Genomic DNA, 14452 nt, shown 5'->3' on the forward strand with positions numbered 1-14452 from the left:
GTGACCGGGTGGCGGAGCACGGATCGGGCGCTCGGAGCAGCTCGAACGGGGCGAACGGCGGCACGGGCGACCCGCGGAACCCCCCGGTTCCGCGACCGGCCATCGCGGTCCCCGACAAGCAGACCCTGCGCACCCGGCTGCTGGCCGCACGCCGCGCCCTGACCGCGCCCCAACGCGCCCAGGCGGCCGAGGACCTGCGCAGCCATGTCCTGGAGTGGGCGCAGGACCGACCGGACGGCCCGGTCTGCGCCTATCTGCCGGTGGGTGCGGAGCCGGGTTCGCTCGACCTGTTGGACGGGCTGCGCGCCACCGGGCGGTCGGTGCTGCTGCCCGTGGTGCCGCCCCGGCCGGGCGCCCTCGACTGGGCCCCCTACCGGGGCGCGGACTCGCTCGGGCCCGGTCCGCTCGGGCTGCGTGAGCCCACGACACCCCGGCTCGGCCCGGCAGCGCTGCGCACCGCCGTGGCCGTGCTGGTCCCCGCGCTGGCGGCCGACCGCGCGGGCCACCGACTGGGCCGCGGCGGCGGCTACTACGACCGCACGCTGGGCGGGAGTGCACCCGGGACCGCGCTGCTGGCCCTGCTCTACGACGGAGAGCTGCTCGACGCGGTGCCGGCCGACGCGCACGACCACCCGGTCACGGGTGTGGCCATGCCGACTGCCGGAATCGTTGTGACGGGGAACATCGGTCGGGCCTGACGGGTTATGCTGGCACTCGCTTGTGAAGAGTGCCAGTTCTCGGAGGATCACGTGCCGACCTACCAGTACGCCTGTACCGACTGCGACCATCGGTTCGAGGCCGTGCAGTCCTTCTCCGACGACGCACTGACCGTGTGCCCGGTGTGCGGGGGCAAGCTGCGCAAGGTGTTCTCCTCCGTGGGGATCGTGTTCAAGGGCAGTGGCTTCTACCGGACCGACAGCCGCTCCGGCTCCTCGAGCGTGAGCAGCGGGTCGGACTCCTCGAGCAAGTCCGAGAGCTCCTCCGAGTCCTCGTCCTCGTCCTCGTCGAGCAAGACCGAGTCGAGCTCCTCGGGCAGCAAGACCGACTCCGGCTCATCGTCGTCGAGCACCCCGGCCGCAGCCGCCTCCTGACCCCTCGACGGGCCGAGTTGTCCACACCCGGCCCGCTCCATCCACAGGCCGACGATCCGCGGCGCTGAGGCCCGGGTGCGGCCCTACCGTCGCGAGCATGAGCGAACGACGCAGCCGTGACCTGGTCGGGTGGTTCCGCGCGCAGGCCGCCTGGCGGCGCGCGGTGCTGCTGCGCCGGGCGATCGCGGCCGCGTTGGCCGTTCTCGCCGTGGTCCTGGCCGTGCGCCCCGTGGGCACGGGCACCACGGACGTCGTCGTGGTCGCGCGGGACGTCGCCCCCGGATCCGTGCTCACCGTCGCGGACCTCGCCGTGCGCGGCTGGCCGTCGGAGATCGTGCCGTCGGGCGCGGTCGGCGCCGTCGACGCGGCGGCGGGCCGTGTCGCCGCGGGGGCGCTGCGCAGCGGCGAACCGGTCACCGACCTGCGGCTCGCGGGTCCCGCCCTCGCCGCTGCCGCCACCGGGATCGCGGACGCCGCCGCCGTCCCGGTGCGGCTGGCGGATCCGGACGTCGCGGCCCTCCTCACCCCGGGAACGCGCGTGGACGTGATCACCGGCGGCGGCACCGTCCTCGCCGAGTCCGCCGTGGTGCTGACCGTGCTGGACCCGGCGACGGGACCACCCGGGTCCGCGGCCCGCGGGCGATCCGCGCTGGTCGCGCTGCCGCGCGAACGCGCCACGCGGGTCGCCGCCGCCTCGCTCTCCGAGGAGGTCGCCGTTACGCTCCGCTCGCACAGCTGATCAAGCGCGGCGGGCGTGTGGGCCGCGGGCAGTCCGTCGGAGGGGGATTATTCCGGTGCTCAAGGGCTTCAAAGACTTCATCCTGCGGGGCAACGTCGTCGACCTCGCGGTCGCGGTCGTCATCGGCGCCGCGTTCACCGCGATCGTCACGGCGTTCACCTCGAGCATCATCGAGCCGCTGCTCAACGCCATCACCCCACCCACGGTTCCCGGGCTGGGCATCCTGCTGCAGGCCGACAAGCCGAACACCTTCATCGACTTCTCGGCCGTGATCGCCGCCGCGATCAACTTCGTGATCGTCGCGGCCATCGTCTACTTCGTCTTCGTGCTGCCGATCACCACGATCAAGAACCGGCGCAAGCGCGGCGAGGAGCCGGGCCCGGCGGAGCCGACGGACGTCGAGCTGCTCGCCGAGATCCGCGACCTGCTCAAGGCCCAGTCGGGCACGGAGGGCGAGGGGAAGCACCAGGCCTGATGCCGCCCGGGAAGCCGTCAGCCCCCGTGGTGGGGCGGGCGGTTCTCCCGGTACCAGGCCTCGTCGCGCTCCCGGTCCGCCGGGCGCACCTCGTCCTCCTGCTCGTCCCGGGTGATCTCGGGCAGGGTCTCGCCGAAGACCTCCGCGAGCCTGCGGCGCACCCGATCCGGCAGTTCTGACATGACTCCATGGTGCCGGCCGACGCGAACGCCGTTTCGGTGCCACCATGGACAGACGCCGGATGACCGGGTCGCGAACAGGTGGTGGAGGAACGATGGGCTGGCAGGACACGCTCAAGGAGCTCGTCGACAAGGCGAAGCCCTACGTCGACCAGGCTCAGCAGAAGGCCAAGCCGTACCTGGAGCAGGCGAGCGAGAAGGCCGCGCCCTACGTCGAGCAGGCGCGCGAGAAGGCGGGCCCGCTGGTCGAGAAGGCCGCGGCGAAGGTCGACGAGGCCACCAAGGGCAAGTACAGCGAGCAGATCGGGTCGGTGAAGGAGAAGGTCGGGGACGCGCTCAAGAAGGACGAGTCGCCCGCCTCGCCGACCGCGACGGCGCAGCCCACCACGCCCGCGCCGCCGTCGCCCACGCCGACCGCGGCCCCGGAGTCGAGCACCGAGACCGAGCCGAAGCCCGGCACGGGTGCCACCACGCCCACCCCGGGCCCGACGCCCGAGGGCGGGACCACTCCGGCGAGCTGATCCCCGCCGCTCGCCCGCGGGGTGGCGCAGCGCCCCGCGGGCGGGTCAGCCGGCGTCGAGGCCGGAGAGCTCGCCGATCACGTGCGCGACCAGCGGGGACAGGGTCGCCATGCCGTCTCGCACCGCGGCGCGCGAGGACGCCAGGTTGACCACCAGGGTGCTTCCCGAGACCCCCACCAGCCCCCGCGAGAGGCCCGCGTCCACCGCGCCCGCCGCGAGACCGGAGGCGCGGATGGCCTCGGCGATCCCGGGGATGGGGCGGTCGAGCACACCCGCCGTGGCGTCTGACGTGACGTCCCGGGGCGAGACCCCGGTGCCGCCGACGGTGATCACGAGGTCGACACCGCCGATCACCGCCGTGTTCAGCGCGTTGCGGATCGCCACGGCCTCGCCGGGCACGGAGACGGCGCCGTCGACGACGAACCCGGCCTCCTCGAGCAGCTCCGCCACCAGGGGCCCGGTGCGGTCGCGGGCCTCTCCGTGGTTCACCCGGTCGTCCACGATCACCACGAGGGCACGACCGATCTGCGGGGTCGCCATCTCCATGTGCTCACCGTAGTGGGGCCGCGACCGGCGGACGTCGGCGGGACCGCGCCGGTGCGGGGAGGGGGTTCCTGCACCGACGCGGGCCCTGGCGACGCCGCGGGGCACCGCGACGCGCCGCCCATCATGACGTGATCGAACGGTTTGTGCCCAGCCTCGCGACTATCTGCGCCGGATGCCGGTGGCCGTTCGGCCGAAAGCTCAGCTGGGCTCACCCGCGAGGGTGACCACGACCTCACGGTTGCTGAGGACGAGTCGCACCTGGTCACCGGGCCGATGGTCGCGGACGGCGGCCACCAGCTCGTCCCCGTCCGCGATCGGCCGGTCGTCGAGTCGCAGCACGACGTCTCCCGGGCGCAGCCCCGCCTGTTCGGCCGGACCACCGGGGGTGAGCTGCCCGACCACGGCGCCTCCCGACGCGGGCGTCCCCGCCTGCGTCACGCTCACGCCGAGGACGGCCCGGGTCGCGGTGCCGGTGCGGGCGAGCTCGTCGGCCACCCGCGCGGCCTGGTTGACCGGGATGGAGAACCCGACGCCGATCGACCCGCCCTGCTGTCCCCCGGTGCTGGCGATCGCGGAGTTCACGCCGACGACGCGCCCCTGCAGGTCCACCAGCGGGCCGCCGGAGTTGCCGGGGTTGATCGGCGCGTCGTGCTGCACGGCGTTGAGCACGGTGGCCTGGCCGCCCCCACGCTCGCCGCCGACGCTCACCGCACGGTCGAGCGCACTCACGATCCCGGTCGTGACCGTCCCGTCCAGCCCGAGCGGGGCCCCGAACGCCACCACCTGCTGCCCTACGCGCAGCGAGTCCGAGTTCCCCAGCTCGGCGGGGGCGAGCCCGGCCGCCCCGTCGAGCCGGACGAGCGCGAGGTCGGAGCCGATGTCGCGGCCCGCGATCCGCCCCGGGAAGGACCGGCCGTCGCTCAGCACCGCGGTGATCGCGCCGCCGTCCGCGGCCGGGGCGACGACGTGGTCGTTAGTGAGCACCAGCCCCTCCGGGCTGAGCACGATGCCGGAGCCCTCGTCCCCACCGGGCCCGCCGCCCTCGACGCGGAGCAGCACGACGCTGGGCAGCACCTTCTCCGCGACGGCCTCGACGGGGGTGAGCTGCGCGGACGCCGGATCCGCCTGCGGCAGGCCCGGCGCGAGGACACCCAGCTCGGCGGTCCGGCGGTCGGCGAGCGACCACCCGATCCACCCGCCCGCCGCCCCGGCCAGCAGGGCGAGCACGACCGCGCCTGCAGCGAGCACGAGCAGGCGGGAACGGCCGCGCGCGGCGGGTGCGGTGGGGGCGGCAGGCGGACGCACGTCGGAGGCGCCCCCGGAACCCGGGGCGACGACGGCCTGTGGCCCCGTCTCCGGTTCGATCAGCGCGTGCCGACCGGTGTCGGTCAGCGGGTCCGGCTGCGGGACTCCCGTCGGCGGCGTCCTCACCTCGGCCGCCGCGACGGGCGGGGGCTCGGCGGACGCGTCGGGCTCGCCCTCGTACGACGCCCCGACCTGCGGATCCTCGGGCTCTCCGGCATGTCGGCCCTGCTCGGGCCTCCTGTGTCCCTCGGTCATCCGCGTGCGTGCCCCCGGTCCGTCCGCCTGTGCGGCGCACCCTAGCCGCGCCCACCGACGATCCGCGCACGGGACGCACCGACAATACTTCCCTCCTTGACAGAACTAATTGTCGGTGGGACGGTCGTCGTCATGCAGAGCACCACGGTGATCGAGGACCCCGCCGCCGCGGCGGTGGCGCTCGACCCCGTCCGCGCCCGTCTGTTGGGGGCGCTGCGCGAACCCGGCTCGGCCACCAGCCTGGCCATGGACCTGTCCATGACCCGGCAGAAGGTCAACTACCACCTGCACGCGCTGGAGGCGCACGGGCTCGTCGAACTGGTCGAGGAGCGGCGCAAGGGCAACATGACCGAGCGCGTCATGCAGGCCACCGCGGCCGCCGTGGTCATCTCGCCGCAGGCCTGGGCGCTCGTCGCCCCGGACCCCGATCGCGAACCGGACAAGCTCTCCGCCCAGTGGCTGCTGGCGCTGGCCGCGCGGCTGGTCCGGGAGGTCGGTGCGCTGATCACCGGCGCCCGAGGGCGGCGGATCGCGACCTTCGCGATCGACGGGGAGATCACCTTCGCCACGGCGGCGGACCGGGCGGCGTTCGCCGAGGAGCTGGGCGTGGCCGTGCGGGGTCTCGTCGCCAAGCACCAGGCGGCCCCCGGGGCCGGGGGCCGGGCCCACCGGCTCGTCGTGGCCCTCCACCCCAGCGCTCCACACCCCACCGCCGCACACCCCACTGCCCCACACCCCAGCGTGGAGACGTCGTGAACTTCGAGATCCGCCGCGAGATCGCCCTGCCCGCCCCGCCGGAGGAGGTGTGGCGGGCGATCGCGACCCGTGAGGGCCAGGCCGGGTGGTTCATGACCTTCGACGAGGCTCCGGACGATGCCGCCGGCGGCGTCACCGAGGACCCGCCCCACCGGCTCGAGCAGCGGTTCGGCACCCAGGCCATCGAGTACGTCGTCGAGGCGGCGAGCGGCGGTACGTCCGTGCTGCGGTTCGTCCACAGCGGCATCCGCGAGGCGGACTGGGGGGACGAGTGGGACACCATGACCGCCTTCGGGTGGGATCTCTACCTCTTCACCCTCGCCGAGTACCTGCGGCACTTCCCCGGCCGCCCCGCCGTCTACGTCGAGGCCGAAGCGCCACCGAGCCCGGACGTGGCCGCGCACCCGCCGACCTCCCAGGTCTGGCGGAACGTGCTCGCCGCGCTGGACGACCCGCAGGAGGGCGACCGGGTCGAGACTCCGGTCGGTCCCGGCGTCGTCGACCGACGCGTCGAGGGCTACCTCGGGATCCGCACCGACACGGCGCTGGTCCGCTTCCACGAGCGCTCGCTGCTCGGCATGTGCCTGGCGGTCGGTCACCACGAGACGGGCGACGCCACGGGCATCAAGGACACGTGGACCACCTGGCTGGAGGCCATGGCATGACCACCCTGGAACCGTTCCTCATGTTCCAGAACGGCGAGGCCGAGGAGGCCCTGCGGTTCTACACCGGGCTCTTCGCCGACGGCGAGGTCCTCACGCTCCTGCACACCCCGGAGGGCGCGGTCCAGCAGGCCGTCTTCCGGGTCGCCGGGCAGCGGGTCCGCGCGTTCGACTCGCCCGTGCGGCACGCCTGGGACTTCACGCCGGGCGTCTCGCTGTTCGTGACGTGTGACGGCCCGGAGGAGCTGGAGAAGCTCACCGGCGCCCTGCTGGAGGGCGGGGCGGCCCTGATGCCACTCGGCGACTACGGCTTCGGTCCCTTCGCCTTCGTCACCGACCGGTACGGGGTGTCCTGGCAGCTCAGCGCCGGGCTACCCGAGGGCTGGTAGGTCGGCGCGGCGGCCGGGCAGGCGCAGGCAGAGCAGCGCGCCACCCTCGGGGGCCTTGTCCGCCCACACCGCTCCCCCGTGCCGCACCGCGACCTGCCGCACGATCGCCAGCCCCAGCCCGGAACCGGGCATCGTGCGGGAGGTGTCGGCGCGGTAGAACCGCTCGAAGACGTGCGGCCGGTCCGCCTCGGCGATGCCGGGCCCGGAGTCGGCGACCTCGATCACGACCGTCCAGTCGTCCAACGCCACCATCCGCAGCCGCACGTGCCCACCCGGCGGACTCCACTTCACCGCGTTGTCCAGCAGGTTCAGCACCGCGCGTTCCAGGGCCGCGGCCTCGCCGACCAGGGTCCAGGGCACGAGCGTCACGTCGAACCCCGTGTCGGGGCCCGCTCGGCGGCGGACCCGCTCCAGGGCGCGCTCGACGACGTCGACCAGCTCGACCGGCTCCCGGGCCGCCTGCGGTGCGTCGTCTCGGGCCAGCTCGGTGAGGTCGCCGATCAGCTGGGTCAGCTCCTCGACCTGCGCCCGGACGTCGGTCAGCATCTCCTCGCGGTCCTCGCGCGGCAGCGCGGGGGCCCCCGGCTGCTCGGCCGCCGACAACAGCTCCAGGTTGGTCCGCAGCGAGGTCAGCGGGGTGCGCAGCTCGTGTCCCGCGTCCGCGACGAGGCGCCGCTGCTGCTCCTGGGAGGCGGCGAGGGCGCCGAGCATCTCGTTGAAGCTCTGGCTCAGCCGGGCCAGCTCGTCGGAGCCGCTGACCGTGATCGGGGTGAGCTGCCCGGTCGCCGTGACCCGCTCGGTGGCCTCGGTCAGCCGTTGCACCGGCCGCAGGCCCGCCCGCGCCACCGCGGCGCCCGCGAGTCCCGCCAGCACCACGCCGATCCCGCCGATGACCGGCAGCGCGGTGCCCAGCTCGGCCAGCACGGCCCGGGTGGCCTCCTCCTTCTGCGCGATGACCAGCGCGCGGCCCTCGCCCGCCTGCACGGCGACGACCCGGTAGCCCGCCGCCGACCGCACGGACTGGGTCTCCGCGCCGCGGGCGACCTGGAGCTCCGCGTCGGACAGCGGCGGCGCGGACGCCTGCCCCTCGGCGGACTGGGCCAGGCCCGAGGAGTAGAGCAGCGCCACCTTGATGTCCCCGGCGCCGAGGATCTCCGACGGCACGGTCGCGAGCAGCTCGGGGCGGGCCAGGGAGCTCTGCGCCGCGGACGTCGCGCGGTCGAGGAGGTTGTCGTCGAGCGTGGCGAGGATGCTGCTGCGCACGATGAAGAAGGCCGCCGCGGACACCAGCACCACCGCGGCCGCCGCCACCGCCGCCGCCAGGACCCCGATCCGGGCCCGGAGGCTGAACCGCTCCAGGGAGACCGTCGTCACGGGGGCGTCTCGCGCAGCACGTACCCGACGCCGCGAACGGTGTGGATCAGCCGCGGCTCGCCCTCCGCCTCGGTCTTGCGCCGCAGGTAGCCGATGTAGACCTCGAGGGCGTTCCCGGTCGTCGGGAAGTCGTAGCCCCAGACCTGCTCGAGGATGCTCGCCCTGGTCAGCACCCGGCGCGGGTTCTGCAGCAGCAGCTCCAGCAGCGAGAACTCGGTGCGGGTCAGGCTGATCGCCCGCTCGCCCCGCCGCACGTCGCGGGTGTCCGGGTCCAGCGAGAGGTCCGAGAACTCCAGCGCGGGCGTGTGGGCCGCGGCGGCGATGTCGTCGAGCGAGCGGCGCCGCAGCAGCGCCCGCAGGCGGGCCAGCAGCTCCTCGAGGGCGAAGGGTTTCGGCAGGTAGTCGTCCGCGCCCGCGTCGAGGCCCGCGACCCGGTCGCTCACCGCGTCCCGCGCGGTGAGCACGAGGATCGGCAGCTCGTCACCCGCCGCGCGCATCCGGCGGCAGACCTCCAGCCCGTCGAGCCGGGGCATCATCACGTCGAGGACCATCGCGTCCGGCCGCTGGGCGTCGACGGCCTCGAGGGCGCCGTAGCCGTCGCTCGCCAGGTCGACCTGGTAGCCGTTGAAGGCGAGCGACCGACGCAGCGACTCGCGCACCGAGCGGTCGTCGTCCACGACGAGGATTCGCATGGGCCCAGTCTGGTACGCCGGTCTGAGATCCGTCTGAGAGGGTTCGGCGGTGGGCTTCTCGCTCGGCATCCTCGCGCTCCTGCTGCTGGTCCACCTCTACCTCTACAAGCGGGTGGTGCACGACGTCGTCGGCTCCCGCCGGGCCCGGATCGTGGGCGGCGTCCTGCTGGGCGCGTTGTTCGCGCTGGTCGCCGCGGTCTTCCTGACCCGCCGGGTCCTGCCGATCGAGTACGCGACCGCGCTGAACTACACGGCGTACCTGTGGTTCGCGGTGCTGCTCTACCTCGGCCTGGCGCTGCTGGTGGGTGAGCTGGTCCGACCCGCCGTCCGGGTCAGCCCCGAGCGCAGGCGCTTCCTCTCCGGCTCGATCGCCGCCGTCGCCGGTGTCGCGGCGGTGGGCACGGTGACGTACGGGGCGATCGAGGCGAGGCGGCCGCGGGTCGAGCGCCGCGACGTGCTGCTCGACCGTCTCGACCCCGCGTTCGACGGCTTCACCGTCGCCGCCGTCTCCGACATCCACCTCGGGCCGTTGGTCGACGCCGAGGACCTGCGCGGGTTCGTCGCCACCCTCAACGCCGCGGGCCCGGACGTCGTGGCGGTGGTCGGCGACCTCGTCGACGGGCAGGCCTCCGAGATCGGCGGCTACGCCGAACCGCTGCGCGACCTCGTCGCGGACACCTACTTCGTCACCGGCAACCACGAGTACTACTCCGGGGTGACGGGCTGGGTGGACCTGCTGCCCACCCTCGGCGTCCGGGTGCTGCGCAACGAGCGGGTGACCCTGCGGCGCGGGGACGCGGTGCTGCACCTGGCGGGGTGCGACGACCGTGTCGCGGCGGCCTCCGGGGTGCCCGGGCACGGCTTCGACCTCGACGAGGCGCTGGCCGGACGGGACCCGGCCGAGCCGGTGGTGCTGCTCGCGCACCAACCGGTGATGGTCGACCAGGCCGCGCGGGCGGGCGTCGACCTGCAGATCTCCGGGCACACGCACGGCGGGCAGCTCACCCCGCTGACCCACGTCGCGTTGGTCGACCAGCCGGTGCTCGCCGGCCTGACGAGGGTCGGCCCGACGTGGCTCTACGTGACCCGCGGCCTGGGGTTCTGGGGCCCGCCGGTGCGCGTCGGGTCTCCGCCGGAGATCACGCTGCTGACGTTGCGGGCACCCGGCGCTCCACCCGCGCCGTGATCAGCGCGATGCCCAGGCCGAGCAGCGCCAGGGCCGCGGCGACGACGTTCGGCGAGGTCAGGCCGAAGCCGGCCGCGATCGCCGCCCCGCCCAGCCACGCCCCGGCGGCGTTGGCCAGGTTGAACGCGGCGTGCATCGAGCCCGCCGCCATGTGCGGGGCGCCCGCGGCGCCGTCGATGATGCGCAGCTGGACGCTCGGCAGCACCGCGAAGGTGGCGATGGCGAACAGGAACAAGACGATCGCCGCGCTGACCGGGTGGTGCATGGCGGGCACGAGGGCCAGCGCGACCACCGCGATCGTCGGCAGCACGAGGAGGATCGCCCGCAGGGGGTCCCAGTCGGCGAGCCGCGCGCCGATGACGTTCCCGACGGTCATCCCGACGCCGAACATCGCCAGGACCAGCGTGATCGCCGCCTCGGGGTAGCCGGCCACCTCGGTGAGCATCGGCGCGATGTAGCTGTAGCTGGTGAACAGCGCCGCGCCGCCGACGACCGCGACGGCCAGGCTCATCCAGACCGGGCGCCGGGTCAGCGCGCGGAGCTCGTCGGCGAGCCGAGCGGGCTCGCCGTCGGGCCGGACGTCCGGCACCACGAACCGGACGGCGACCGCGGTGGCCAGCGCGATCACCCCCACCAGGGCGAAGGTCCAGCGCCAGCCGACGAGCTGCCCGAGCAGCGTGGACAGCGGCACCCCGACGATGTTGGCGACCGTCAGCCCCATGAACACCTGCGCCATGGCGCGCGCCCGTCGCTCCGGGCGGGCCAGCATCCCGGCCACGATCGCCGCGATCCCGAAGTACGCGCCGTGGGGAAGGCCGGAGAGGAACCGGGCGACGAGTAGCAGCGGGTAGTTCGGCGCCACCGCCGACAGCAGGTGGGCCACGCCGTAGAGCCCGATCGTGAGGATCAGCGCCTGTCGGCGCGGCAGCCGGGTGGCCGCGGCGATCAGCAGCGGGGCGCCCACGACGACGCCGATCGCGTACGCGGACACGAGGTTGCCCGCCTGGGGGATGCTGATCGCCAGGTCGGAGGCGACCTGCGGCAGCAGCCCCATCACGGTGAACTCGCCGGTCCCGAGCGCGAAGGCGCCCAGGGCCAGCACGAGCAGCGGGAGCCGCACGGCACTGTCCTCACTGATCCGGGAACGGAGACGACCAGTGCAACTCTAAAGCGCTTCAAAGCCTTCCGCGGGGTGTCGCGCGTCTCGTTGCACTCAGTGCAACGAGGCTTCTACGCTCGATCGGGTGACCTCCGTGGCGCGTGATGCGCAGAAGGCGCGCACGCACCGTGCCCTGATCGACGCCGCATTGGCCCTCACGAGCAGGCACGGCCCCGAAGGGCTGACGGTCGACACCGTGGCCGAACGGGCCGGTGTCTCCCGGCGGACGGTGTTCAACCACTTCGCCACGCTCGACGAGATCCTGCTCGCCGCCTGCACCGAGGTGCTCGACGTGCTGGTCGACGGCTTCCTCGCCGCGGCCGCCGCCGCTCCCCCGGGCGCGCCGACGATCAAGGCCGTGGTCGACGACGTCGTCGGCGCCATGCGGGTCACCGACCTCGTCGGCCCGATGGCCTACCTCACCCGCGCGCTCGGCGGCCACCACGACGACCCCCGCGTCCGCGGTTTCGTCGAGACCGCCTTCGGCCGCTGCACCCGGCACCTGAGCGCCGCCGCGACCGAGCGCTACCCCACCGTCGACCGGCTCGACGTCGAGCTCGCCGTCGGAGCCCTGCTCTCCGGGGTGCTCGTCCTGCACGGGCACTGGTGGGAGCGCACCGGCGCCACCGACGACGCCGCCGCCCGGGCGGAATGGGACCGCCTGCTCGACCACCTCGTCTCGACCCTGCGAAAGGCCTTCTGATGGCTGAACTCCTCCACCGCCTCGGCCGGTTCTCGGCCCGCCACGCCTGGCGGGTCGTGGCCGCGTGGATCGCCCTGCTGGCCGCGGCGGTGGCCGGGTTCGCGCTGTTCGGCGGCTCGCTGACCACCGCGATCACGATCCCCGGCACCCCGACGGACGAGGTCTCGCAGCGACTGTCGGCCGAGCTGCCCGAGGCGGGTGGCGGCGTCGGGCTGGTCGTGCTGCACACCGCGGACGGCTCGCCGTTCACCGCGGCGCAGCGCCAGGAGATCTCCGCCGTGCTGGCCCGCGCCGGGCAGGTCGAGGGCGTCCGCCAGGTGGTCGACCCCTTCGCGATCGCCGCGCAGCGCGAGCAGGGCGCGCAGCAGCTCGCGGCCGGACGGGCCCAGCTCGACCAGGCGCGGGCCCAGCTCGACGCGGGCCAGGCCCAGCTCGACGCCGCCCGCGCCGCCGGGGCGCCTGCCGCCGCGCTCGCCCCGCAGCAGCAGCAGATCGACGCGGGCCGCGCCCAGCTCGCCGCCCAGGCCCCGCAGATCGAGCTCGGCGAGACGCAGCTGCGCCTGGCCGAGGGCATCCGCACCGTCTCGGCCGACGGCAGCGCCGCGATCGCCACCGTCGCGTTCACCGCCCCGCAGATGGAGGTGACGACCGCGACCAAGGACGCGGTCGTGGCCGCGGTGCGGGGCACCGACATCCCGGGCGTCGTGGTCGACGTGTCCTCCGAGCTCACCCAGAGCGTCGACGGGCTGGCGGGCCCCGGCGAGATCATCGGCGTGGTGATCGCCGGGATCGTGCTGGTGGTCATGCTCGGCACGCTGCTCGCGGCCGGGCTGCCCATCCTGACCGCGCTCATCGGGGTCGGGGTGGGCGTGGCCGGGGCGATGGCGCTGTCCGGCGTCGTCGACATGACGTCCGTGACGCCGATCCTGGGCCTCATGCTCGGCCTCGCCGTCGGCATCGACTACTCGCTGTTCATCCTCAACCGACACCGCAGGCAGCTCCGGGCGGGCATGGCGGTGGAGGACTCGATCGCGCTGGCCAACGGCACGTCCGGCAACGCCGTCGTGTTCGCGGGGTTCACCGTCGTGATCGCGCTCGCCGCGCTCAACGTCACCGGCATCCCGTTCCTCGGCATGATGGGCACCGTCGCCGCGGGGTGCGTCGCGATCGCGGTGCTCGTCGCCGTCACGCTCACCCCCGCACTGCTCTCCCTGCTCGGCCTGCGGGTGCTGCCGCGCAAGGTCCGCGGCACCCGGTCCAGCGCGCACGCCGCACCGGTCCCCCCGATGCGCACGCGCAGCGCCGTCGTGCGGACGGTCGTCGGGATCGGCCTGCTCGTGGTCGTCGCACTGCCCGCGTTGTCGCTGCGCCTCGGCCTGCCGGACGGGTCCTCGGAGCCGCAGGACTCCACGCAGTACCAGGCGTACTCGGTGGTGGCCGAGAAGTTCGGGGCGGGCCAGAACGGCACCCTGGTCGTCGTCGCGGACGGGCCGGTCGACCCCGCGTCGCAGGTCGCGGTGGCCTCCGCCATCGGCGCGGTGCCGGACGTGGCGGGCGTCGCCCAGATCGCCGCCACCGCGGACTTCACCGTCTACCAGGTCGTCCCCGACCAGGGGCCGACCGCCGAGTCGACCGAGCAGCTCGTCGACACCCTGCGCGCCGACGGGTTCGCGGTCGCGGGCGTGCCGTCGGGCAACATCGACATCTCGGCCAAGCTGGCCGCCGCGCTGCCGCTCTACCTCGGGGTCGTCGTCGGGCTGTCCCTGCTGATCATGATCCTGGTGTTCCGCTCCATCCTGGTGCCGGTCACCGCGACGGTCGGGTTCGTCCTGTCCTACTTCGCCGCCATGGGCGCGGTGGTCGCGATCTACCAGTGGGGGTGGCTGGGCGGCGTCTTCGGCGTCCACGACCCGGGCCCGGTGCTGAACTTCCTCCCGACGATCCTGGTCGGCGTCCTCTTCGGACTCGCCATGGACTACCAGCTGTTCCTGGTGTCCGGCATGCGGGAGGCGTTCGCGCACGGGACGCCTGCCCGCCACGCGGTCATGGAGGGCCTGCACGCGGGCCGCGCCGTGGTCACCGCCGCCGCGATCATCATGTTCTCGGTGTTCGGTGGGTTCGTGTTCTCCCACCTCGCGATGGTCCGGCCGATGGGCTTCGGCCTGGCGATCGGCGTCCTGCTCGACGCGTTCGTCGTCCGGATGCTGATCATCCCGGCGGTCATGCACCTCGCGGGCGACGCGGCGTGGTGGCTGCCCCGGTGGCTCGACCGCATCCTGCCCGACGTCGACGTGGAGGGTGCCTCCCTCGAGCGTCGCCACCCGTCGCCCGAGATCCCGGACCCCCGCTCCGAGAGCGAGGGCGCCCCGGACCGCGTCGACGCCTGACCGTGCGCGGCGATAGTCGCCGGAGCGACTATC

17 protein-coding genes are annotated in these 14452 nt (G+C 74.2%); 11 read left to right on the forward strand and 6 right to left on the reverse strand.

What is annotated here, in order from left to right; all coding sequences use genetic code 11:
- The first annotated feature begins 8 nt into the window (after window positions 1-8).
- From L3X23_RS21340 to mscL, 4 genes are all read left to right on the forward strand, one after another.
- On the forward strand, window positions 9-698 hold the full coding sequence (locus tag L3X23_RS21340) for a 5-formyltetrahydrofolate cyclo-ligase (protein WP_237193964.1): 690 nt from the start codon (window positions 9-11) through the stop codon (window positions 696-698).
- 51 nt (window positions 699-749) lie between these two features.
- Window positions 750-1091, forward strand: coding sequence for an FmdB family zinc ribbon protein (locus L3X23_RS21345; RefSeq protein ID WP_237193966.1), 342 nt, complete (start codon window positions 750-752; stop codon window positions 1089-1091).
- 97 nt (window positions 1092-1188) lie between these two features.
- On the forward strand, window positions 1189-1830 hold the full coding sequence (locus L3X23_RS21350) for an SAF domain-containing protein (protein WP_237193967.1): 642 nt from the start codon (window positions 1189-1191) through the stop codon (window positions 1828-1830).
- A gap of 55 nt (window positions 1831-1885) precedes the next feature.
- Window positions 1886-2305 (forward strand): large conductance mechanosensitive channel protein MscL, encoded by a 420-nt coding sequence (gene mscL, locus L3X23_RS21355; protein WP_237193969.1) that lies wholly within the window; start codon window positions 1886-1888, stop codon window positions 2303-2305.
- 17 nt (window positions 2306-2322) lie between these two features.
- Here the strand turns inward: mscL and L3X23_RS21360 are convergent, their stop codons facing one another.
- Complete coding sequence (locus tag L3X23_RS21360; protein ID WP_237193971.1) at window positions 2323-2487, reverse strand: hypothetical protein; 165 nt, start codon at window positions 2485-2487, stop codon at window positions 2323-2325.
- Between the two features lie 92 nt (window positions 2488-2579).
- On the opposite strand from L3X23_RS21360, the gene L3X23_RS21365 reads away from it, so the two are divergent.
- Window positions 2580-3005: an antitoxin gene (locus L3X23_RS21365; RefSeq protein WP_237193974.1), complete on the forward strand. Its 426-nt coding sequence runs from the start codon at window positions 2580-2582 to the stop codon at window positions 3003-3005.
- A 45-nt stretch (window positions 3006-3050) separates the two neighbouring features.
- Here the strand turns inward: L3X23_RS21365 and L3X23_RS21370 are convergent, their stop codons facing one another.
- Together L3X23_RS21370 and L3X23_RS21375 are read right to left on the reverse strand one after the other, a co-directional pair.
- Window positions 3051-3545 carry a molybdenum cofactor biosynthesis protein B gene (locus tag L3X23_RS21370; protein ID WP_374205000.1) on the reverse strand — a complete coding sequence of 165 codons (495 nt, stop codon included), beginning with the start codon at window positions 3543-3545 and terminating at the stop codon, window positions 3051-3053.
- Between the two features lie 204 nt (window positions 3546-3749).
- Window positions 3750-5111, reverse strand: a complete 1362-nt coding sequence (locus tag L3X23_RS21375) for a S1C family serine protease (RefSeq protein WP_237193976.1) — start codon at window positions 5109-5111, stop codon at window positions 3750-3752.
- A 132-nt stretch (window positions 5112-5243) separates the two neighbouring features.
- Between L3X23_RS21375 and L3X23_RS21380 the strand changes: the two genes are divergently transcribed.
- The 3 genes from L3X23_RS21380 to L3X23_RS21390 are packed head-to-tail and all read left to right on the forward strand — an operon-like array spanning window position 5244 to window position 6918.
- Entirely contained in the window at window positions 5244-5867 is a 624-nt protein-coding gene (locus L3X23_RS21380) for a helix-turn-helix domain-containing protein (RefSeq protein ID WP_237193978.1), read from the forward strand.
- Window positions 5864-6532, forward strand: a complete 669-nt coding sequence (locus L3X23_RS21385) for an SRPBCC domain-containing protein (protein WP_237193980.1) — start codon at window positions 5864-5866, stop codon at window positions 6530-6532. The genes L3X23_RS21380 and L3X23_RS21385 overlap by 4 nt, the downstream gene beginning before the upstream one ends.
- Window positions 6529-6918: a VOC family protein gene (locus L3X23_RS21390; protein WP_093084778.1), complete on the forward strand. Its 390-nt coding sequence runs from the start codon at window positions 6529-6531 to the stop codon at window positions 6916-6918. Before L3X23_RS21385 ends, L3X23_RS21390 begins: the two co-directional genes overlap by 4 nt.
- Here L3X23_RS21390 and L3X23_RS21395 read toward each other — a convergent pair.
- Both L3X23_RS21395 and L3X23_RS21400 read right to left on the reverse strand, forming a co-directional pair.
- Window positions 6901-8292, reverse strand: coding sequence for a HAMP domain-containing sensor histidine kinase (locus tag L3X23_RS21395; protein ID WP_237193982.1), 1392 nt, complete (start codon window positions 8290-8292; stop codon window positions 6901-6903). The genes L3X23_RS21390 and L3X23_RS21395 overlap by 18 nt on opposite strands.
- Window positions 8289-8984 (reverse strand): response regulator transcription factor, encoded by a 696-nt coding sequence (locus tag L3X23_RS21400; protein WP_237193984.1) that lies wholly within the window; start codon window positions 8982-8984, stop codon window positions 8289-8291. Before L3X23_RS21400 ends, L3X23_RS21395 begins: the two co-directional genes overlap by 4 nt.
- Before the next feature lie 49 nt (window positions 8985-9033).
- On the opposite strand from L3X23_RS21400, the gene L3X23_RS21405 reads away from it, so the two are divergent.
- Window positions 9034-10170: a metallophosphoesterase gene (locus L3X23_RS21405; RefSeq protein ID WP_237193986.1), complete on the forward strand. Its 1137-nt coding sequence runs from the start codon at window positions 9034-9036 to the stop codon at window positions 10168-10170.
- Here L3X23_RS21405 and L3X23_RS21410 read toward each other — a convergent pair.
- The gene (locus L3X23_RS21410) at window positions 10124-11290 is read right to left on the reverse strand and encodes an MFS transporter (RefSeq protein ID WP_093084770.1); all 1167 of its coding nucleotides are present in this window, start codon (window positions 11288-11290) and stop codon (window positions 10124-10126) included. The genes L3X23_RS21405 and L3X23_RS21410 overlap by 47 nt on opposite strands.
- Window positions 11291-11414: 124 nt before the next feature.
- Here L3X23_RS21410 and L3X23_RS21415 point away from each other — a divergent pair, with 124 nt between their 5' ends.
- Together L3X23_RS21415 and L3X23_RS21420 are read left to right on the forward strand one after the other, a co-directional pair.
- Window positions 11415-12032 (forward strand): TetR/AcrR family transcriptional regulator, encoded by a 618-nt coding sequence (locus L3X23_RS21415; RefSeq protein WP_237193988.1) that lies wholly within the window; start codon window positions 11415-11417, stop codon window positions 12030-12032.
- Window positions 12032-14419, forward strand: a complete 2388-nt coding sequence (locus L3X23_RS21420) for an MMPL family transporter (RefSeq protein ID WP_237193990.1) — start codon at window positions 12032-12034, stop codon at window positions 14417-14419. The genes L3X23_RS21415 and L3X23_RS21420 overlap by 1 nt, the downstream gene beginning before the upstream one ends.
- The last annotated feature ends 33 nt before the right edge of the window (window positions 14420-14452 follow it).

The sequence above is a fragment of the Pseudonocardia sp. WMMC193 genome (assembly GCF_021728735.1).
Taxonomy (GTDB): Bacteria; Actinomycetota; Actinomycetes; order Mycobacteriales; family Pseudonocardiaceae; genus Pseudonocardia; species Pseudonocardia oroxyli.

Bases quoted from the DNA above. Each gene is read 5' to 3' on its own strand.
- L3X23_RS21350 (WP_237193967.1), top strand. From the start codon at position 1,189: ATGAGCGAACGACGCAGCCGTGACCTGGTCGGGTGGTTCCGCGCGCAG.
- L3X23_RS21360 (WP_237193971.1), bottom strand. From the start codon at position 2,487: ATGTCAGAACTGCCGGATCGGGTGCGCCGCAGGCTCGCGGAGGTCTTC.
- L3X23_RS21365 (WP_237193974.1), top strand. From the start codon at position 2,580: ATGGGCTGGCAGGACACGCTCAAGGAGCTCGTCGACAAGGCGAAGCCC.
- L3X23_RS21370 (WP_374205000.1), bottom strand. From the start codon at position 3,545: ATGGCGACCCCGCAGATCGGTCGTGCCCTCGTGGTGATCGTGGACGAC.
- L3X23_RS21375 (WP_237193976.1), bottom strand. From the start codon at position 5,111: ATGACCGAGGGACACAGGAGGCCCGAGCAGGGCCGACATGCCGGAGAG.
- L3X23_RS21380 (WP_237193978.1), top strand. From the start codon at position 5,244: ATGCAGAGCACCACGGTGATCGAGGACCCCGCCGCCGCGGCGGTGGCG.
- L3X23_RS21390 (WP_093084778.1), top strand. From the start codon at position 6,529: ATGACCACCCTGGAACCGTTCCTCATGTTCCAGAACGGCGAGGCCGAG.
- L3X23_RS21400 (WP_237193984.1), bottom strand. From the start codon at position 8,984: ATGCGAATCCTCGTCGTGGACGACGACCGCTCGGTGCGCGAGTCGCTG.
- L3X23_RS21420 (WP_237193990.1), top strand. From the start codon at position 12,032: ATGGCTGAACTCCTCCACCGCCTCGGCCGGTTCTCGGCCCGCCACGCC.